Origin of the sequence: Victivallis sp. Marseille-Q1083, from assembly GCF_903645315.1 — a bacterium.
Taxonomy (GTDB): domain Bacteria; phylum Verrucomicrobiota; class Lentisphaeria; order Victivallales; family Victivallaceae; genus UMGS1518.
In genome coordinates this window covers 693,319-714,137 of the sequence record NZ_CAHJXL010000001.1, presented here as the reverse complement: position 1 = coordinate 714,137, position 20,819 = coordinate 693,319, and the positions used below count along the sequence as shown (strand labels likewise).

Here is a 20,819-nt window from a genome sequence, read left to right as displayed (position 1 = left end):
TTTCTTTATTTGTTTGATAGAAATAGGATGATAACCCATATAATTTTTAAAAAATGTCATTTTATTACAACAGCTCAACAATATCCACCCTGGCGTAATAAATAGGGTTGTTGCCGCAATTACCTTAAGTTCCAACCCATTATTTACAGAATGGCACACCAATAATGAAACCGCAACTATTAAGCCAATGAGAATGATATAATCAAAGAATATGTATATAATAAAGTTGCGCATATCATACTCCCATGATAAATTTCCACTTCGATGTCGAGAAAAACTCAATTTTTTACGAGCTTGAATTGAGTAAAATTCTCAAACATCCAATTGTTTTTTAATGTTCTATACACGATATCGAGGAATTTGCGAGCCAAGGCGATATTGGCTTTCGCACCTCCCCGCCGACTTTTTACCGATTCATGAAAGGCATTGAGATACGGGCTGTAGCGTTTGGCGATCAAAGCGCATTGCACCAAAGCGGTTCTGGCGATCTTGCTGCCGCTCTTCGTGATTCTTCCGTGGCAAACCGTGTCATTTGAATTGCTCACTCTGGGGACGATTCCGATATAAGCGGCCAACTGCTTTGCCGATCGGAAATCAGCGATATTGCCGATGGTTGCCAACAGGATCGCCGCACCTTTCGAGCCGATTCCCTTGATGGATTTCAGGTTGTCGAAGCCGTCCATCTTGCTGCCGTGATCCTCAATCGCCTTATCCAGTTTTTCAATGCTTTTGTTCAGACTGCGAATCTGTTCGACAACCACCAGCATTTCCGTGTCGGTGATCGGGTCGAAGTGATAACTCAATGCTTTCAAAAGCCCTTTCTCCGTGGACAGTTCTTCCCGTTTCAGCACGATGAAGTTAGCTGCTAACAGATTGTTGACTTTGTTTTTCAATACGGTACGCAACTGAACCAGTTTTTCCCTGGTCTGCGTCAGACTTGAAATTTTCGCCTGCAAATCGTCTTTCACTCTTACCTCCGGAAGCATATCCTTTTCCAGGAACTCCGCCAACACTTTTGCGTCATGTTTGTCCGTCTTTTTGGTGGACATGCTGATGACTTTGAACTGTGATGGATTCACCACCACCAGTCGCCCGACATGAGCTTTCAGCGAGCTGCAAAACATGAACGTATTTCCGGTCGCCTCCACCGCCATCGCCGTGTTCGGACCGAGCATTGCGGCAAAGCCCTTCAGTTCGGTAATCTCACACTTGCCGATTTTCCGTTCTTCCCCATTTACCCGGATGCAATAAGTAAAATTGTTCCGGTGCAAATCCACTCCAACAAAACTTGTCATCATTCTCTGCCTCCATTCGTTTTTCACGAATCGAAGCGGAACTGCTGTCACGGCCTCACCATCCTCCCATACAGAGTAGTCGATTAATCAGTCGCTCTCTACGGTGGCGCTCTGGTTTACAGATCTGACTAATCTCCTTTCCGGGGTCGTCATCGTTTCTGATGCGCCTCATTGAAACATTCAGTCTGCAACCTGTCCGCTTCCAAACGTGTAAGTTAATCGCCATAAATTACACGCAGAAAGCTGATTCCGCGAACGTCAGTTATTTATCATACCATCTCCTTTTAATATACACTGCAACATTTTCTAAATAAATCCCGTAATTCCCGGCCTTGCTGCATTTGCCTGTTCAATAGCTTTCCATATCCTTGTCATAGGTCGGGTTCTGAACAGTTCCGGCTTTGTTCAATGCCGAATATTGGTTGAGATTGTTGGTGATATAGGTCCAGTTGGTTCCAGCCGGACCGGCCGACTTGCGGCTGCCGGCCGGATCATCAATGAAGCTATAATTACCGGATGACTTATGGATGAAGGGACGGCTTTTTGATACAAAAGTATAATTGAAAGCACCGGCCGTGGTAGTCACTTTATGCAAGCGGCTGTATTGGTCGTAACCATGGATGTACAGATTGACCGTTCCAATATTCAAGCCGGGATGGTTTCCTTTCAATCCGGTTTTGAATATGTACAATTCAGTTCTTTCGTATAGATACCACTGTTTGCCCTTTTTGCAAGGCGAATTGAGAATTATAAATGAATGATTGGGCTTCCGGGACATCAATAACGGTTTGTTGACGACTCCCGCCAGGCGATTACGTGTGGTGGAAAGGTGGAATTTTTTTTAATGGTAATTTTATTAAATAATCCATGATTTTTCAATTCTGCATAATTTGACAAACACAATCCGGAGAGATGGGAAAACGGATCAAGGAGCTGCACTCAATTTCTTTGCTGATCGGACGAGTTGTCACGATTTTACGGCAAACCGGTTCCGGTTTCTGTTCTCAAGTCTGGTATATATTCGCATGGAACGGTTTCGGGCATGACTGTTGATCGGAACGAAATCTGCCGGGACTGCTTGCGGCGGCATCCGCTTATACCTGATGCATATCGGCGCCATTGTTCGACGGAATACCAGAAAAATTTATGTCGCTTTTCAAGTGCTTGTCCAGGTCAGGAGCTGCTGCAGTGGAGCGCAGTGGAAGTCATCACTGTGGAATAGTCGCTTTGAGAGCTGTTTCCGATTTACTGAACAACAACGGGGGAAGAGGGCTTTGCAAGAAATAGGGAGAAATAACGATCTCAAGGTGAAAGTTTCATGCCGCATTCTGGTGGAAGCCGTTCGGCATCATACTGGCACCGCCGGTGTTTTTTTACGCGGAAGCAATAAAAAACTGCGATGGCGGAAAACGCCATCGCAGCGGGAGAATGGAACAATCGTTACAAACCGATTTTTTCCTCGAGGTAGTCGCGCAGCCGGGTGATATTGATGCGGTCCTGCAGCATGGTGTCACGGTCGCGGATCGTCACCGCGTTGTCATTGAGCGAATCGAAATCGAAGGTCAGGCAGAACGGCGTACCGATCTCGTCCTGACGCCGATAGCGCTTGCCGATGCTGCCGGTGACATCGTATTCGCAGCGGAAATGACGGTTGAGGTCCCGGTAAAGCTTCTCGGCATTCTCGCTGAGTTTTTTCGATTGCGGCAGCACCGCCAGTTGAACCGGCGCCACCAGCGGCGGCAGGTGGAGCACGACGCGGATATCCTCGTCCATGCCTTCTTTTTTCGTCGCGGCGGAATCCTCGTCGTAGGCGTTGCTCAGGATCGCCAGCAGCGTCCGGTCCAGCCCCACCGAGGTCTCGATGACCGTCGGCATGATTTTTCGGTTGTTGTCGTGATCGACATACTGCAAATCCTGGCCGGAATACTCCGAGTGGCGCGACAAATCCCAGGTGCCGCGATGGTGCACGCCTTCGAGTTCGCCCCAGCCGAACGGGAACTTGACTTCGATGTCGATCGCCGCCTTGGCGTAATGCGCCAGTTTTTCATGCACGTAAATCCGGAAAAAGTCATCCTTGAACTGTAATTTTTCCCGGTAATACTTGATGCGCTGCTCCTTCCAGTATTCGAACCATTCCATGCCCTGTTCGCCGTCGCAGAAGAATTCCATCTCCATCTGGGTGAATTCCCGCGAGCGGAACGTGAAGTTGCGCGGATTGATTTCGTTGCGGAACGCTTTGCCGATCTGGGCGATGCCGAACGGCAGTTTCTGGCGGGTCGCGATGCGCACCTGCTGGAAGTCGACGAAAATCGGCTGGCAGGTTTCCGCCCGCAGATAGGCGACATGTTCGTCGTCGAACACCGGTCCGACGTAGGTTTTCATCATCAGATTGAATTCCCGCGGTTCGGTCAAGTCTTGCGAGCCGCAGTTCGGGCAGGTCGTCGGATCCGGCATCTGGTCGACGCGGTGCCGCATCTTGCAGTGCTTGCAGTCGGTCATCAGGTCGCTGAACTGATCGAGATGGCCGGAGGCTTTCCAGACCTGCGGGTGACAGATGATCGTCGAATCCAGTCCTTCGACGTTGTCGCGGGTTTCGACCATCTCGTGCCACCACAACGCTTCGATCGCCCGTTTCATCCGGGATCCGTAGGGGCCGTAATCCCAGAAGCCGTTGATCCCGCCGTAAATTTCCGAACTGGGAAAAATAAAACCGCGCCGCTTGCACAAACTGACGATCTTATCCATCCGTTCCTGGTTCTTGCATTCTTCGCTCATTTTTTTCTGCATCCTGTTTTTATGTCGTGAAATTACCGTAATTTATCAAGGAAAGGAATATTTTACCCCGCCAACGGCATTTTTGCTAATTTTCCGACCGGAAAAGCACAGTTTTTTATCGGTTTTTCCCGAAAATCATTTGCACAATTTCCGATTCGGTAATATGTTGATCCGGTTTGTAATTGTACTTCAGGTCTTTTAGTTGCCGGCAAATACTGGGGATATCAACGGGATGAATGAACACTCTCTTGTCATCGGTCTGGGCGAGCGCGCCTATTCGATCGTAATCGGGCCTTTGGACGCCGTTCCCGCCATCGCCGCCTGGCGGCAGACCGTCGAACAATCCGCCTCGCTTTTGGTCGTCACCGACCGCAATGTTGCCGCCGCCGGTCCGCTGGCGGCGCTGCAGCGTTTCCTGGGCGCCAACCGCCGTGATGCGGTGCCGGTCTGCCGGTTGGAGCCGGGCGAGGCGCACAAAACCTTTGCCGCGGTCGAACTGATCTGCCGGGAGGCGGCGCGCCGCCGGCTGGATCGCGCTTCGCTGCTGCTCGCGCTGGGAGGCGGGGTTGCCGGCGACCTGACCGGTTTTGCCGCCGCCGTTTACATGCGCGGGATCGATTTTATTCAAGTTCCGACGACGTTGCTGGCGATGGTCGATTCCAGCGTCGGCGGCAAAACTGGTGCCGATTTGCCGGAAGGCAAGAACTTGATCGGCGCTTTTCACCAGCCTAGGCTGGTGTTGATCGACCCGGCGTTTCTGAAAAGTTTGCCCGGGCGGGAGATTCGTGCCGGGCTGGCTGAAGTGGTGAAAACCGCCGTGCTGTTCGATCCGGTTTTATTCGATTACATTGCCGACCGGGCCGATGCGCTGCTGGCGGCCGACGAGGCGGCTTTTCTGCCGTTGATTCGCCGCTGCTGCGAATTGAAAGGCGCGGTGGTGGTGGCGGACGAACGGGAGAAGGGCCGGCGGGCGCTGCTCAATTACGGCCATACGTTCGGGCATGCCATCGAGAAGGAGACCGGATTCCGGGTCAGTCATGGCGAGGCGGTGGCGATCGGCATGGACCTGGCGGCCCGGCTGGCGGCGGCGTTGGGTATGCTGCCGACGGAAGCGGTGGAAAAGCAGCGTCGGCTGCTGCGCCGCCTGGGGCTGCCGACCGAATTGCCGGCCGGCTTGACGGCGCCGGCGATTTATCAGGCGATGCTCGGCGACAAGAAAAATATTTCCGGACGCTTGAAATTGATTTTGCCATCGGCGATCGGCTCGGCCGAGATTTGCGATGAAGTTCCCGCCGAAACAATTTTAAAAGTGTTGTCTTGAGAGGGGAAGGAAAGTGACGGATCGTGACGGCTGTATTGTTCTGAATATGATTCCCGGCATCGGTTACGCCCGTTACCAATTGCTGGTCGAGGCTTTCGGCTCCCCGGCCGCCGCCCTGGCGCAATCGCGCCAATCGCTGGAAAAATTGCGCGGCATCGGCGCCACGCTGGCCGACAACATCGCCGGCCATGTTCAGAAAATCAATCTGGCCGATGAATTGGCGTTGGCCGAACAGGCCGGCGTCCGTATCACGACGTTGTTCGATGACGATTACCCGGAACTGCTGCGCGGCATCCATGATCCGCCGCTGTGCCTCTATGTCCGCGGTTCGTTGCCGCCGGATTGGGACCGGGCGGTGGCGATCGTCGGTTCCCGCCGGATGTCCGCTTACGGCCGGCAATGCACTCAGGCGCTGGCCGAGCAAGCCGTCCAGGCCGGCTGGCTGGTGGTCAGCGGCTTGGCGTTCGGGGTCGATGCCGCGGCGCATTTGCGGACGCTGGAGGCCGGCGGCATCACCGTCGCCGTGCTCGGCGGCGGCCTGGCCCGCGTCCATCCGCAGGAACACGTCCCGCTGGCCCGGCGGATCGTCGAAAACGGCGGTGCGGTCATCAGTGAATTTCCGATGCTGTTTCCGGTCAGCCGCCAGTCTTTCCCGCGGCGCAATCGGATTGTTTCCGGTTTGAGTCGGGCGGTGCTGGTCGTCGAGGCCGGGTTGGATTCCGGCGCTCTGATCACCGCCCGGATCGCCAATGAACAGGGCAAACCGCTCTTCGCGGTGCCGGGCCATATCGACAATCCGCAGGCGCTGGGGTGCCACCGGTTGATCAAAGAGGGGGCCAGACTGCTCGATCACTTCACCGATATCCTGGAGGATTTGAATCTCCAGCCGGACCTGTTTGACCAGCCGTCGCCGTCCGCCGGCGCTTCGCCGTTTCCGGCTGGCAGTCCGGACGGCAAAAAACAGAAAATTCTCACTTTTTTGCGGGACAGCGGGACGTCCAATTTCGATCAACTGGTGATCGGTTGCGAGTTGGATTCGGCTCTGTTGCTGCCGTTGCTGATCGAATTGGAAATGAGTGGCCTGGTCGTGCAACTGCCGGGCCGCTATTATTCTATAAGAAAATCGAATTGAAAATAGCAAACAAGAGTAGTTGAAAAACAAGGAGGTGTGAAAAGTGCATGCGACAATGACCTGGATTGACTGGATGATGGTCGGCATCCCGTTGATCGTTGTAATAATCATCGGCTTGAAGGCCCAGCAGTACGTCAATAACGTTTCCGATTTTCTGGCCGCCGGGCGGGTGGCGGGACGTTATCTGCTCAGCGTCGCCGACGGTACCGCCGGCATGGGGTTGATTTCAGTTGTCGCACTTTTCGAATACAATTACAAATCCGGTTATGCGCTGGATTTCTGGGGACAGTTCGGCGCCATCGTCACGTTGTTTCTGACCTTGACCGGGTTCGTCATTTACCGCTACCGGGAGACGCGGGCCATGACGATGGCCCAGTTCTTTGAAATGCGCTATTCGCGCGGCTTCCGGATTCTGGCCGGTTTCCTGGCCTTCCTGTCCGGTTTGCTGAATTACGCGCTGTTTCCGGCGGTCGGCGGCCGTTTCCTGATGTACTACTGCCAGTTGCCGGATTATGTCCAATTTTTCGGCATGAACTGGTCGGTGTTCGGCCTGCTGATGGCCGGCTTCCTTTCGTTTGCCTTGATCATCGTGTTGCTGGGCGGCCAGTTGACGACGATGGTCACCGACTGCGTCCAGGGGTTGTTCAGTTATTTCATTTACGCGATTGTCGTCATCACCATCCTCTACTTCTTCTCGCTGACCGAAATCAAGGAAGCGGTGATGAGCCGGCCGGAGGGGATGAGCTTTTTCAATCCGTTCAATGTCGGGAAATTGACCTCGTTCAACATCCTTTATATTTTGATCGGCATCTTTGGGGGCATCTATGGCCGTAACGCCTGGCTCGGCAGCCAGGCGTACTATTGTTCGGCTTCCAACCCGCACGAACAGAAGATGGCCGGCGTGCTCGGCACCTGGCGCGGCGGTTTTACGACCTTGATGATCATGCTGCTGGTGATCGGCGCCTATACGTTCATGCACCATCCGAACTACAAAGAGAAAGCCGACGCAGTCCAGGCCGAACTGGTCGACCGGATCAATTTCGACAGTGAGGCGACCACCGAGACGATCCGCAACCAGATGCTGGTGCCGGTGGCGCTGCGCAGCATCCTGCCGATCGGCATCACCGGTCTCTTCATGGCGCTGATGCTTTTCCTGCTGATCAGTACCGACACGACCTATATGCACAGCTGGGGCACGATTCTGGTTCAGGACGTCATCCTGCCGATTCGAAGTGTGATTGTCGGCGATGATGCGCCGATCAGTCCAACTGCCCAGATCTGGATCCTGCGCGGCGGCATCTTTTTCATCGCCGCTTTCGCCTGGACATTCAGTTACTTTTTCGGGCAGGTCGATTATATTCTGATGTTTTTTACGATGACCGGTTCGATTTTCCTCGGCGGCGCCGGCGCCTGCATCATCGGCGGTCTTTACTGGAAACGCGGCACCGTTTACGGCGCTTATGCGGCGATGATTCTTTCCTGCGTACTGGGTTGCGGCTGCTTCCTGCTGCAGACTTACTGGGAAGAGCCGATCTATCCGTTCCTGTTTGAGAATGCGCCGGGTATGCTTGAGGGGTTGCGCTCGTCGCTGGAGACGGTCGGCAATGTCCTGCCGATCGTCAGTTGGGAAACATCGGCGGATAAGTTCGCGATGAAATTCCCGATCACCAGCACCGAAATGTATTTCCTGATGATTCTGATCTGTCTGGGCAGCTACATCATCCTGTCGCTGCTGACCTGCAAGCGGCCGTTCAACCTCGACAAAATGCTGCATCGCGGCAAATACAATCTCGAACACTTTGTCGCCAAAAATGCCGATCAGGAAGTGGTCGAAGCCGAAAAGGAGAAAATTTTCGAATGGAAAAGCCTGCTTGGCATCACTTCGGAATACACCCGCGGCGACCGCATTCTGGCCTGGTCGGTGCTGTTGTGGACTAGTTGGGGCTTCCTGCTGTTCCTCTTCCAGTTGATCTGCAACACGACCTTCTGGCAGTGGGGCGAGGAAGGGTGGTTCAACTGGTGGTGCTACTACACGCTGCCGATGAATCTGGTGGTCGGCGTGGTGACTACCGTCTGGTTCAGCTGGGGCAGTTCCCGCGATTTGTACCGCCTGTTCAGGAAGCTCAAGGAGATGAAGCTGGCGCGGGAGGCCAATCCGTCGATCAATGACGATTTCGACGACGGCACGGTCCGCGAGCATCAGGATATCACCGATTAAGCGGTGCGCTCTTTCGCTCTGAAGCTGCCTTTTTCTCTGCAATCGATTTCCGGTCGCCGGACTGGAAATCGATTGCTGTTGTTTACACGGTTTTTTCCAATTTTCTTACGAAAATCTGGCTTTGGCGATTTGCATTTGGCGGTCGAATTCTTACATTAGGTAAGTTTGGCTATATTTTGAAGTAATTGAATTATCAATATCATTGAGAAAGGAAGGTGTGAAAAGTGCATGCGACAATGACCTGGATCGACTGGATGATGGTCGGCATCCCGTTGATCGTCGTAGTAATCATCGGCTTGAAAGCCCAGCAGTACGTCAATAACGTTTCCGATTTTCTGGCCGCCGGGCGGGTGGCGGGACGTTATCTGCTCAGCGTCGCCGACGGTACCGCCGGCATGGGGTTGATTTCGGTTGTCGCACTTTTCGAATACAACTATAAATCCGGTTATGCGCTGGATTTCTGGGGGCAGTTTGCCGTGATTCTCGGCCTGTTCCTGACCTTGACCGGGTTCGTCATTTACCGCTACCGGGAAACGCGGGCGTTGACGATGGCCCAGTTCTTTGAAATGCGCTATTCGCGCGGCTTCCGGATTCTGGCCGGTTTTCTGGCCTTCCTGTCCGGTTTGCTGAATTATGCGCTGTTTCCGGCGGTCGGCGGCCGTTTCCTGATGTACTACTGCCAATTGCCGGATTATGTCCAATTTTTCGGCATGAACTGGCCGGTGTTCGGCCTGCTGATGGCCGGTTTCCTTTCGTTTGCCTTGATCATCGTGTTGCTGGGCGGCCAGTTGACGACGATGGTCACCGACTGCGTCCAGGGGTTGTTCAGTTACGTCATTTACGCGATTGTCGTTATCACCATCCTCTACTTTTTTTCGATTTCCGACATTAAAGAAGCGGTGATGGACCGGCCGGATGGGATGAGTTTCTTCAATCCGTTCAACGTCGGGAAATTGACTTCTTTCAATATCCTCTATGTGATGATCGGCCTTTTCGGGGCGGTTTATGGCCGCAACGCCTGGCTCGGCAACCAGGGCTATTACTGTTCGGCGGCCAATCCGCACGAACAGAAGATGGCCGGCGTGCTCGGCATGTGGCGCGGCGGTTTCACGACGCTGATGGTGATGCTGCTGGTGATCGGCGCTTATACGTTCATGCACCATCCGAAATACAAAGAGAAAGCCGACGCCGTCCAGACCGAACTGGTTGACCGGATCAATTTCGACAGCCAGGCGACCACTGAGACGATCCGCAACCAGATGCTGGTGCCGGTGGCGCTGCGCAGCATCCTGCCGATCGGCATCACCGGTCTCTTCATGGCGCTGATGCTTTTCCTGCTGATCAGTACCGACACGACCTATATGCACAGCTGGGGCACGATTCTGGTCCAGGACGTCATCCTGCCGATTCGAAGTGTGATTGTCGGCGATGATGCGCCGATCAGTCCAACCGCCCAGTTATGGGTGCTGCGAGGCGGTATCTTTTTTATCGCTGTTTTCGCCTGGACGTTCAGTTTCTTCTTCGGACAGGTCGATTATATCATTCAGTTCTTCAATATGACCGGTTCGATTTTCCTCGGCGGCGCCGGCGCCTGCATCATCGGCGGTCTTTACTGGAAACGCGGCACCGTTTACGGCGCTTATGCGGCGATGATTCTTTCCTGCGTGCTCGGCTGCGGCGGCTTCCTGCTGCAAACCTACTGGGAAGATCCGATTTATCCGTTCCTGTTTGAAAATGCGCCGGGTATGCTTGAAGGGTTGCGTTCGTCGCTGGAAAGCATCGGCAACGCGCTGCCGATCGTCAGTTGGGAAGTCGGACCGGACAAATTCCCGATCAAATTCCCGGTCACCAGCACCGAAATTTACTTCCTGATGATTCTGATCTGCCTGAGCAGCTATATCATCCTGTCGCTGCTGACCTGCAAGCGGCCGTTCAACCTTGACAAAATGCTGCATCGCGGCAAATACAATCTCGAACATTTCGTGGCTGAAAATGCCGACAAGGAAGTGGTCGAAGCCGAAAAGGAGAAAATTTTCGAATGGAAAAGCCTGCTCGGCATCACCTCGGAATATACCCGCGGCGACCGCATTCTGGCCTGGTCGGTGCTGTTGTGGACCGGCTGGGGTTTCCTGCTGTTCCTCTTCCAGTTGATCTGCAACACGACTTTCTGGCAGTGGGGCGAGGAAGGGTGGTTCAACTGGTGGTGCTACTACACGCTGCCGATGAACCTGGTGGTCGGCGCGGTGACTACCGTCTGGTTCAGCTGGGGCAGTTCCCGCGATTTGTACCGCCTGTTCAGGAAACTCAAGGAGATGAAGCTGGCGCGGGAAGCCAATCCGTCGATCAACAACGACCTCGACGACGGCACGGTCCGCGAGCATCAGGACATCACCGATTGAAAATGAGCGAGGGCCCCGGCCGATAAAAATCCGGGGCTTCGCTTGGTGGCAACGGCCGGAAGGAAAGGTTGACTTATGTGGAGAAATGGTTGGCAACGGCGGATGCTGTGGGCAGTGCTGCCGGCGGTACTCGGAGGATGTGCGGCATTGGAGGATTCGGTGCCCTATCAGGGGGCGATTGTCGCCGCGGAGCAGCGGACGACCCGGATTCTCCTGCTTGATCCGCAGCAGGATTGGGACTGTGACGCGGCGGTTTTGTGGCAATGGGAACCGTTGGCAGCACCGGAAATCAAACCGGAGCACCGCCAATGGTTCCATGCCGTCAGTGAATGCAAGCCGGTTTCCGGCGGCACACAACTGTTGGTGGCGGCCTCCGGCGGCGGGGTGGCGCTGGTGGATCTGGCCGACGGCGGGACGCGATTTTACGGGTATGCCGGCGGCAATACGCATTCGGCGGCCCTGCTGCCGGACGGCAACATCGTCAGCGCTTCCAGTACCGGCAATTTCCTCTGTATTTTCGTGGTGGACAGTTTTGCCGATGGCGAAGGCAGGACGCTCAAGATTGATTATCCCGACGCGCACGGCGTCGTCTGGGACCGCCGCCGTCAAATGCTCTGGGCACTTGGCCGGGAAGCGTTGACCGGATTCCGTTATAATTTCGACAAGGGGAATCCGCAACTGACGGCGGAAGTGAGTTATCCGCTGCCTGGCGGAGTGGTCTATGGGCATGACCTCTGGCCGGTGCTGGGCGAGGATCGGCTCTACATTACCGATCATGACAAAGTGTCGGTTTTCGATCCGGAAACCGGGTCGATCACTTTATTCCGGCAGCAGCCTGATGTGAAAAGCATCAGCCGGGCGGCGGATGGCAGAATCATCGTGACGTTGCCGAGGGAAGAGTGGTGGACCGACCGGGTAACGCTGCTTGATTCCGGCGAGTCGGTCGGCCTGTTGCCCGGTGCGCGGTTTTACAAAGCGCGCTGGTGGGAGCCGGATTCTTTTGAGCAGTGATCTTGAATAGATCAAAAAAGATAAAAACATGACCGCACCCGATGGCGGAAAATCATGCTGCATCTGTCATCCTGAAACGAGCTGAATCTTGCTCCCAGCTTCAGCAACACGAAAAAAGCGCCTTGAAGATTTCCGGATCGCAATGTTGATAGGCATGCGAACGATTGGATTGGCCGGGACTGCCTCAACTCCAAGATGGTTGAGCTTCCCGGCACAGGTTTTCAGCCCGTCGCTGGTCTCCCGCAAACTGCTGGCTTGTACCAGTTGACAGAAGATCAGCGACAAAAAATGTACCCACCTGTCGAAGGTTTGTTTTCATTTGTCTTCATTGTGCTTCATGATTGTTTTTTCAAATTCTCGCTTCGGAATCAAATCCAATACTTGACGGAACAGGCAGGTTGATGTATTCTTTATTAGGGAGTCTCCTGTGGTTTTTAGGTGACCGTAATGATACTGTTACGGACAAGTTGGCTCCTCTTGTTACTCCTTTAAAAGTTTGTTAGGACAGGTGTGATTCAACGTGAACGGTTTGTTGTGTTAGATTTTCCTGCATATTTAACAGATATCCTTGCATATGACATTACTCCGAAAGTTAATACATGCAGCTGCTGCGCCTAAAAATGAAATTAAAAACTATGATTTATTTGGTTTCGGATCCACAGATATGTTATTAGTATTGAGGGATAGGCCGGGACTTGTTTCTTTGTAGTCCGAATAAAGAATTTGTGGAGATTAAAACTGGTAAAGGAACGCTGTTATTATGATTTGGAAGTGTTTCGCAGTAGTATTAATATGCGTGTGTGGAGGCGCTCAGGTATTGGGGATATCCAGTTCCGTTGATCAACTACAGGAGGATCAGTATTATTTAAAGCAACGAGAGGAGTTTGCTGAAGTTCTTCTGAATTTAGGGAAAGAAATTGATTATCATTTGAGGATTATTGATATTGAGATACCCAAGGGAGAGAAACGCCGTTCTTTTCTCTTTGGTGATGGGAAAAATCTGCCGTATGGGGGATATCAGTTTCGTTTTTATTCAGTCATTTTTGATCATCCGTTATTGAAACAATATCTGGATTGGCGTTATTCGGAAGGTTGTAAAGAGGAGTTGATGAAATATAATGCTGAAGAATTTGAAGAACTTGAAAATTTTCGACTTCCTATGAGATGGAATATTTTTTATGATCCCCATTCGGCAGGAGAGCGTTATCTTGCTTGGCGTTATTATTATGATCAAAAGGAGTATTCTTTCTATTTATATTTGTTTTTTAATAATTTAGGGCTGGCGAAGAGGGGGTTCATGCCTTCAGAGGAATTTGTTGGAGAAAGAGCACTGAAATCAAAAGATTCCCAATTATGGTGGCAGGAGTGGAATAAAATACGTCCAGTTTTACTTAAAAATGATTGTAGTTTTATCAGTTTTTTTGAACGTTCTTTATTTTTTTCTAATTATCCCAGAGAATTTCAGCATTACTTATTGGGTGAAAATGATAAAACTGTTGCTCCATCTAATTATGGAACAGTTTCTTTTTGTATTCCGGAGGCTCTGGAAGTTTATATAATCGAAGATCTAATGATCAGGAAAAAGTTCTGTGAAGTGACATTACGAGATTTGTTTGTTTATTTATTGACAGATTATTCCAATGGCGAAGATTTTTATTTTTGGGGACCACCTTCTCCTAGGGTAAGACCATTGCAATATTCGATAATAAATCTTTTGAACAATACGGTAAAAGGTGATTTCGGCACCCCTTTTAAAGACCGCTTGCCAATGGTTGTAGGAGAAATAGAACGTCGCCTAGAGAGCTCTGAATATGCCGAAGAGCGGGAAGCTTATCTTGTTGGCATGATGACGGCGTTTGTGGTGGTAGGGTATGAATTTGATGCGGGTTCTGGTGTTTATCAGCCGACCGAGAAGGGAAAATTATTGCTCGATTTTGTCATGAAGCATCCAACGGAGAAAAATGCCTGGAAAGTAAAAATCTTGTATGATCACGGCAATCACGAATTATTAACCGGTCTGATGAAAAAATACGGCACTCAGGCCGAATGGGGAAAATTTTTCGCCGAAGTTGCGGCGGAAACAACGACAATGGAATAGCCAGGTATTCTTTAGAGGTTATCAACGAATAAAGTATCATTGTACCGGATAAATCCTCATGACTTTATTCATGATGATCATAGCGGCCGTCAGATATGGCCAGCCCCGGTTGCCATGTACGTTTTCTCGTATCTGACAGGAATTCTTCTTCAACTCCACATGGCCGGCTGTTGCGGGAGCATTCCATGTGACACCGTAAGTTACGTTTACCAACGTATTCAGTATCCGGACAGGGTTTTCCCAATGGATTCGACGTGTCCGGGCTCCGGGGGAACGACGCGATTCCGAAGAAGTTCGTCAAAACTGCGCTATCGTGCCGGTCGGCTTCGGTTGCGACGGGCGACAACTTCCTTTTGCTTCCATTGTTTCCTGGCCGTAGGATTGGGGCCGACCGCCTTCAGGACAGGCGGTACTTGGACCATACCGTTGCGGACTGTCATTCCCAGGCGATTTCCTCCATTTCATCATATTCCGTCAGACCTGCGTACCCAGAGTTTCTGAACGAATCCAGCGCGCAACCATTGTTATGCACGGCTTGCGAGGTGATGTTGTCGAACTGAATAATCCCGGTTTGGGAGCACATAAGCGATGACTGAAAAATAAAGTCGGTTGCTATAGCGGGATTTCTTGCCCCCTCCCGGCTTGTGGCGATAGCTGGATCAATCGTTCTCCAAACCGCCGGGGTCGGAGAATTTTTAAATGGAATTCATTTTTTAGGACAGTAACTTTTCGAGAAGGGGGAGATAATTTGGGTGAAATCGGATAAGTTGATCGGAGCCTATCGCCAGGTTACGCCATTATTTAAGGGTAGATTTATGAAATTCCAGATTATCAAAACCATCCGTATTGGCAATAAATTTCGATGACCTTATCCGGCGCCTCTACTTGGAATCGACCTCTTCTACTTTTATAGAATCAAATTGAATTTTGCAATCCTCGGAATTGCTACGTACCAATACGATCACCCGAGCATATGCAGCACCAGGACACCAGGCATTTTGAGGCATGTCTTTTTCGACCTGTCCCTTTACACAACCAGATAAAGAAATACTTTCCTGCGATTTCAGTAATTTACTTCCTCCGGCATACATATAAGCGCCCCCCTGTTTATGCAGACGGACGGGAGTCGCTGCATCTCCGGCAAAACCGACCGGATTTGCAAATTCCACTGCATAATTATGGTCTGTAAGTTTAGTAATTGACTGAATTATTTGCCCTGCCGAATGTTTGATATTGGCATTGGGCAAATCGCTATAGTCTGTTGCTGTAAAGAAAGCAAGATGAACTTTACTTTGTTCCGGCCAGCGAGAAGCATCCCTGACGTAGATAGTCGTGGACTCAGGGCTGCATTTCCGGCTTAAGACAGTATCGCTATCCGGAATTACACAGACATTCCAGTCTCGAATTTCTTTTTTATCCTGATCATAGAGGCGAAAGCCAAGGTAAACGTTTGCATCGGCTTGTGAAGATAAATTTTTGAAATTAGCGGAAATACAAATTGTTTTGGCGGGATCTATCTTCAATAAATCTTTTCCATAAAGACTTACCGACTTGCCTTCTACTTCAAAGTCGGCATCAGTTTCCCTATAAATTCCGGTTTTCGGGTTCCAATTCTGCCAGTCCGTTGGAGTTTTGATTTCAATCCTCTCCTTTTCGGTATCTTCCTTGATGGTAACGACGTTAAAATTCTCCAGATAATTTTCCTCTTCTTGTGCTGGTGACAGACATCCTCCGGCAGTCACTAAGCCGCACAACAAAATAAAGTAACTCAATTTTTCCATTTTTTACCTCCCTGGCTAGATGTTGAAGTTGTAAACATTCAAAAAAAACATAAAGAACCTAGTTCTAAAACAGGTCAATTTTATAAATATCAATATCTCCATTTTCAATGCCGATAGCCAACCGGAATTTTGTCGTTTCCTCCGGCAACGCTGCCGGATCAATCTGAAAGGAGAAAAACCGTATCCCGGTATCCTGAAAGATACAAGTCGCTACTTGTATTGTCTGCAAAAATTTACTATTTTCCGCACAATAAGCATACAGTTTGCAAACGCTCCCTTCATTTCCCTTCGCAATCAGTATTCCCTGATAATTTTGAACCGGAACAGAATGTATGCTGTTGATCACGATTCCACCTTCAGCATGTATCGACAGAGCCGTATGCGGACCTTCTTCTTGAACTTCCCGAAACTGGAATCCAACTCGTGGAGGAATGGGTACATGGGCAGGATTCGGCTGCCATCCCATCGGAAAAAACAAAACATCCTGTTGATGGAATTGAAGAGTCTCGAATTTTTCCGCCAACTTATTCCATGGCCAATTATTCCATGCAACCGGCTGCCATCGACGAAAATTTCCATTGGTAAGTTTCTGACAGGAAACTTCGGCCAACTCCATTGCAGCAGCATTACTGATCGCCTCTCCGTAAAATTCTTCTGCATGGGAAATTCGAATGATTTTTACAGTATATTTTTCCGATTTTTCCGTATAGATTTCAGAAATTTTTAGTTCTCTGTCAGTACAATACTTCTCGATATCCGCCATCAGCGGATCAATCTTTTTTTCCCTCAGTACAAAATAGTAAGCGTCGTAAAATGGAAAATTTTCCATCAATTTTTCGAATCGTCTGGTGAATTCTATCGGAGCAGAAATCTGGTCCTGAAAATTATAAATTTTCAAGCCGGAATAATAACCAACGCGTTCCGCCTCCGGAAAGTTAATATAAATCCGCGGGACAAAAAATTTCTCATTTTTGACATCCTGCCGAATAACTTCACCTATTTCCAACAGATATTCTTTATAGTAGGGTGGATTTAATGCCTTTCCTATACAAAGGATTACGATAATCAATACCAGACACCTCAAAATTCCCCGCCGAATCGCTTGGGAGGAAAACAGAAGCAAAGCATAGCCACTCAGACAAATTGCCGGCACAATTAAAGCTGAAAAATATCGTCCTGAAACCAATTCGACACAGCAACGCCAGCCAATCATCAGAACAATCGCACTCAAAAAGAAAATACCGATTTTTCGACTGCCGGCCAATCTCCCATGATTAACAATCAGGAAGATGCAACCTGACAGCATGAGACAAGTGAACGGTAAAAAGAGGATATTGTCCAATGATTGCATCAGCTCAAACATCATCTTCAGCGTTTCTTTTGAGCCAATAAAAAGATTTCAAATTTTCTTATATAATTATCCTGATAATAATAATCTGGAATCTTCATGCTCCAATGACAGATCATTACCATCAGCCCCAGCCCTCCCCAAAAGCAGCAGAAACTTTTCAAATTATGTTTCCAGGAGAATAAGTGCAATATGCCGGCAACCATCCAATAAAGCAATGTAAGCAAAATCAATTCCCAGGATTCATGACGAGTAAATATTGCCAAAGCCGCAAATCCTCCCGCCAATCCCCAACTCCAACACTTATTTTTTTGGATGGCGTATAAAGCAGTCCAGAAGAAAAAAGCGTACCAGGTAACATTTATACCATCCCGCTCCATCAAAGGTGCCATACGGACGGCATAAGGCTGAACTGCCGCCAGCAGAGACAAAAGCAACCCGGCAGAATTTTTACCAAACAGTAATTTGCCGATGAAAAAAAATGGAATTATAAAAATCCCTCCAGTTACCATGCCGCATAATTTCCCTGCAACAATACCTGGCACTCCCCACCCAATCAAAATTTTCATCCCAAACAACAAAACAGGCGGAATCGTATATTCTGTATCCAGGTAAACGGCATCAATTCCTTCCGCGGCCCATTTTTCAGCCATTTCCAGGTAAACGATCTCATCGCGTTCCAGCAGATGGACCTGCTGTAAGCGAATCATACGGAGTCCAACTCCCAATATCACAATTCCCAACAATAGGATTGTGGCAGTACGGTTGCCAATGACCCAATCAACGCCGATTCGTTGAAAAAATCCGGGAAGCTGTTTTGATATTTGCAAAGCCATTTGAGTTTGATTCTGCTTCTCAGTGTGCCCACTGGCTCAAAAGCTCAAGATAAGTATCCGCCAGCTGCTTACGGTCATAATGCAGCGCAATATTCCGATATGCATTTTCTCCCAACCGTTTACATTCTTCCGGATGATCCGCCAAATAACCAACGGCAGTTGCAAGCGCAGAGGCGTTGCCGGGAGCAATGGCAATTCCGGCTTGAGCCTCCGTAACGAATTTTTCCGCAAACCCCTGGACCCCAATGATCAAAGGACGCTGCATTCCTGCGCATTCAAAAATTTTGGAAGGCATTACAGTCGTGAACAGTTCTGTCTTACGCAAATGTACCAAGTTGACATCGCTGGCAGCGATGAATTCCGGCATTTCCTTTTTGGGCCGCAGACCGGCAAACACTACATTGTCCAGTTGACGTTTCCGTGCTTCGGCCTCCAACTTTTCCCGCACCGCACCATCCCCCACCAGCAAAAACGCGATGTCGGAGCGTTGCATTTCCTTCAAACGCGCTGCCGCCGCCAAAACCACTTCCAAACCACATGCCATACCAATCGTTCCGATATAACTGCAAACGAACTTATCTTTCAATCCCCAAGATTCCAGAAATGCCTTATTACATTCACTCGGACGAAAAATATCACTATCCACTCCATTCATGACAACAGCAACCTTTTCCCTGGCTACCTGCCGTTCCACCAATTTCTCCAAATAACCACTGCCAACCGTAACGATATGGTCAGCTCGGCGATACATAATTCGTTCCATCAGGATAATTGGCTTCAGCAACCAATTCGGCATCTTTGCCTCCACCGCACTGATCGATTCCGGCCAGATGTCACGAACCTCCAAAATAAAAATTCCCCCTTTGAAAAACTGAAAAAGCACCCCAGCCCACCCGCAGAAGAACTGCGGACTGGTGGCAATCGTGACATCGGGACGTGACAAAAACAATGCAACAAATAATGCACTGAACATATAACTGAGATAATTGGATATCCTTCTGACAATCCCCCGGTTCGGCGCAATGTAAGTCCATACCCGGATTACCCGCACTTGATCGATGAATTCCGTTTGATATAATTTATTTTTATAACCGCTGTAAACCTTGCCGGACGGGACATTGGGCGCGCAGGTAATGACGGTAACTTCATGACCCTGCTCTGCCCAACGACGCGTCAACGCCGTAACACGGGAAGCCGGTGCATTGCCTTCCGGTGCGTAATAGTGAGAAAAAAATAAAATTCTCATAATGCCAGAATCCTTGTAACGATTTGCAACTCCATACTATCTTTATCCTGTTCTGCCACAATGGTGACATTGGGGATACGCCGGCCAAAGCCGCAACGATAAAAACTTTTCCGCACCTCCAGCCGGCGCGGCGGTTTCTCAAACTGTATTTGGCAACGCGTTCCGTCTACATGCCGCAAAACAACTGCTGAGTTCCCATGAGTTTCCACTTGCCAATCCGGATGCCAATGAAAATAAAGTTCTACCGGGAGTTGAGCCGCCCCGCTGACCCGGTCTTCGATGAAGATGGCTTCCGGGGTCCATCGCCAACAACGGCGGTGCAAACAACCGAACTGCCGCAGAAAGCCATCATGCGTGGCAGTCAAAATTTGCGACGCGATGGAGCAGTCAACAATTTTGCCACGTCTGGCCACCCGGTGGTCTTTCCAGACTTCGGCAGAATTCTGTCCGGCCAAAGTCAGGGTATTATGAGCGGAGGTTGCACGCTCCAACTGCCGATCAGGTCCTGTATAGCAACTGGTTCCAGAATTTACCAGCAAACGTTTATTCCGGTAACACAATTCGAACGATAACAGATCGGCATGGGCATGTCCCGGCTGATAATCCGGGCCAAGCGGCGCAGTATCGGTCCAGAGCAGCCACGGTCCGCAAGCAACCCGGCAATAACCGGAATCGGCCAGTTGGCAGACCGCCGGAAGCTCCGAGCAATGGTAATTCAATCCCAATCGGTTGGCATACGCAATCAAAGATTCCAAACGGGGTGCAATGCCGAAAGCGGCATCGTTGAAAAAGGTGATGTCGCCGTCCGGCATCGTCATTACTTGAAGCCAATGCAACATTCGACAAGCAATCCGGTCAAAATCCAACGGCAATTGTCTGGATTTTCCTTTCATTGCATAAAATAAATTGATGATATCCAGGATATCTTCCAAAATGATCGCATGATACATCGGCGAACGTTCGATATGGCCGCCGTCCCGTAGAATTTGTTCGGGCAGTTCCTGACGATAAATGTCGATCCCGAGTTCATACCAGCGCCCGCCTTCCGGCGAGGCAAAAAACAAACCGCCGAAAATCAAAGCTTTCGCATTGGCCAACAAATGGTTAGCCAGCAAATGATATTCGATCTGCTGTTCAAGAATTCTCAGTTGCAGCGCCAGCGAATCCAAAATTTTTTCGGATAATGGTTCTTGAAGTCCCCATTTGATCCAATTGACCACCCGCAAAGAAATCGGATAAGGTTCCCAACCGTTACCGGCAATTGGAGGATTTTCCTCAGTCCAGCGCTCCATCCAGAGATTTTTGGTTGCTGGCGGCAAATCCGGCTGTCGTAGCCAATCAAAATAGTGCAGATTGTAA

General features: G+C 50.1%; 15 protein-coding genes and 1 pseudogene. 7 read left to right on the top strand and 9 right to left on the bottom strand.

Going from position 1 to position 20,819, the window contains the following annotated elements:
* Window positions 1-278 precede the first annotated feature (278 nt).
* On the bottom strand, window positions 279-1,295 hold the full coding sequence (locus HWX74_RS02805; RefSeq protein ID WP_176014518.1) for an IS110 family transposase: 1,017 nt from the start codon (window positions 1,293-1,295) through the stop codon (window positions 279-281).
* A 349-nt stretch (window positions 1,296-1,644) separates the two neighbouring features.
* On the bottom strand, window positions 1,645-1,944 hold the full coding sequence (locus HWX74_RS02800; RefSeq protein ID WP_176012096.1) for a hypothetical protein: 300 nt from the start codon (window positions 1,942-1,944) through the stop codon (window positions 1,645-1,647).
* A gap of 393 nt (window positions 1,945-2,337) precedes the next feature.
* Here HWX74_RS02800 and HWX74_RS02795 point away from each other — a divergent pair, with 393 nt between their 5' ends.
* A complete protein-coding gene (locus HWX74_RS02795; RefSeq protein WP_176012095.1) occupies window positions 2,338-2,517 on the top strand; it encodes a hypothetical protein in 180 nt (59 codons plus the stop codon).
* 218 nt (window positions 2,518-2,735) lie between these two features.
* Here HWX74_RS02795 and HWX74_RS02790 read toward each other — a convergent pair whose 3' ends face one another.
* The gene (locus HWX74_RS02790) at window positions 2,736-4,070 is read right to left on the bottom strand and encodes a glycine--tRNA ligase (protein WP_176012094.1); all 1,335 of its coding nucleotides are present in this window, start codon (window positions 4,068-4,070) and stop codon (window positions 2,736-2,738) included.
* A 232-nt stretch (window positions 4,071-4,302) separates the two neighbouring features.
* Here HWX74_RS02790 and aroB point away from each other — a divergent pair, with 232 nt between their 5' ends.
* From aroB to HWX74_RS02765, 5 genes are all read left to right on the top strand, one after another.
* Complete coding sequence (aroB, locus tag HWX74_RS02785) at window positions 4,303-5,391, top strand: 3-dehydroquinate synthase (RefSeq protein ID WP_176012093.1); 1,089 nt, start codon at window positions 4,303-4,305, stop codon at window positions 5,389-5,391.
* Between the two features lie 13 nt (window positions 5,392-5,404).
* Window positions 5,405-6,523 (top strand): DNA-processing protein DprA, encoded by a 1,119-nt coding sequence (gene dprA, locus HWX74_RS02780; protein ID WP_176012092.1) that lies wholly within the window; start codon window positions 5,405-5,407, stop codon window positions 6,521-6,523.
* A gap of 43 nt (window positions 6,524-6,566) precedes the next feature.
* Window positions 6,567-8,741, top strand: coding sequence for a sodium:solute symporter (locus tag HWX74_RS02775; RefSeq protein WP_176012091.1), 2,175 nt, complete (start codon window positions 6,567-6,569; stop codon window positions 8,739-8,741).
* Window positions 8,742-8,965: 224 nt separating this feature from the next.
* Window positions 8,966-11,140: a sodium:solute symporter gene (locus HWX74_RS02770; RefSeq protein WP_176012090.1), complete on the top strand. Its 2,175-nt coding sequence runs from the start codon at window positions 8,966-8,968 to the stop codon at window positions 11,138-11,140.
* A gap of 75 nt (window positions 11,141-11,215) precedes the next feature.
* Complete coding sequence (locus HWX74_RS02765; protein ID WP_176012089.1) at window positions 11,216-12,151, top strand: DUF6528 family protein; 936 nt, start codon at window positions 11,216-11,218, stop codon at window positions 12,149-12,151.
* A 66-nt stretch (window positions 12,152-12,217) separates the two neighbouring features.
* Here HWX74_RS02765 and HWX74_RS20605 read toward each other — a convergent pair.
* Window positions 12,218-12,451, bottom strand: a pseudogene (locus HWX74_RS20605) (DUF4372 domain-containing protein); the annotation flags it as partial.
* A gap of 460 nt (window positions 12,452-12,911) precedes the next feature.
* On the opposite strand from HWX74_RS20605, the gene HWX74_RS02755 reads away from it, so the two are divergent.
* Window positions 12,912-14,249: a hypothetical protein gene (locus HWX74_RS02755; RefSeq protein ID WP_176012087.1), complete on the top strand. Its 1,338-nt coding sequence runs from the start codon at window positions 12,912-12,914 to the stop codon at window positions 14,247-14,249.
* Between the two features lie 881 nt (window positions 14,250-15,130).
* Here the strand turns inward: HWX74_RS02755 and HWX74_RS02750 are convergent.
* From HWX74_RS02750 to HWX74_RS02730, 5 genes are all read right to left on the bottom strand, one after another.
* A complete protein-coding gene (locus HWX74_RS02750; protein ID WP_176012086.1) occupies window positions 15,131-16,030 on the bottom strand; it encodes a hypothetical protein in 900 nt (299 codons plus the stop codon).
* Between the two features lie 64 nt (window positions 16,031-16,094).
* Complete coding sequence (locus HWX74_RS02745; protein WP_176012085.1) at window positions 16,095-17,396, bottom strand: hypothetical protein; 1,302 nt, start codon at window positions 17,394-17,396, stop codon at window positions 16,095-16,097.
* Between the two features lie 2 nt (window positions 17,397-17,398).
* Complete coding sequence (locus HWX74_RS02740) at window positions 17,399-18,214, bottom strand: glycosyltransferase family 39 protein (protein WP_176012084.1); 816 nt, start codon at window positions 18,212-18,214, stop codon at window positions 17,399-17,401.
* A gap of 19 nt (window positions 18,215-18,233) precedes the next feature.
* Window positions 18,234-19,460, bottom strand: a complete 1,227-nt coding sequence (locus HWX74_RS02735; protein ID WP_176012083.1) for a glycosyltransferase family 4 protein — start codon at window positions 19,458-19,460, stop codon at window positions 18,234-18,236.
* Window positions 19,457-20,752: a heparinase II/III family protein gene (locus HWX74_RS02730; protein ID WP_217704828.1), complete on the bottom strand. Its 1,296-nt coding sequence runs from the start codon at window positions 20,750-20,752 to the stop codon at window positions 19,457-19,459. Before HWX74_RS02730 ends, HWX74_RS02735 begins: the two co-directional genes overlap by 4 nt.
* Window positions 20,753-20,819: the final 67 nt, after the last annotated feature.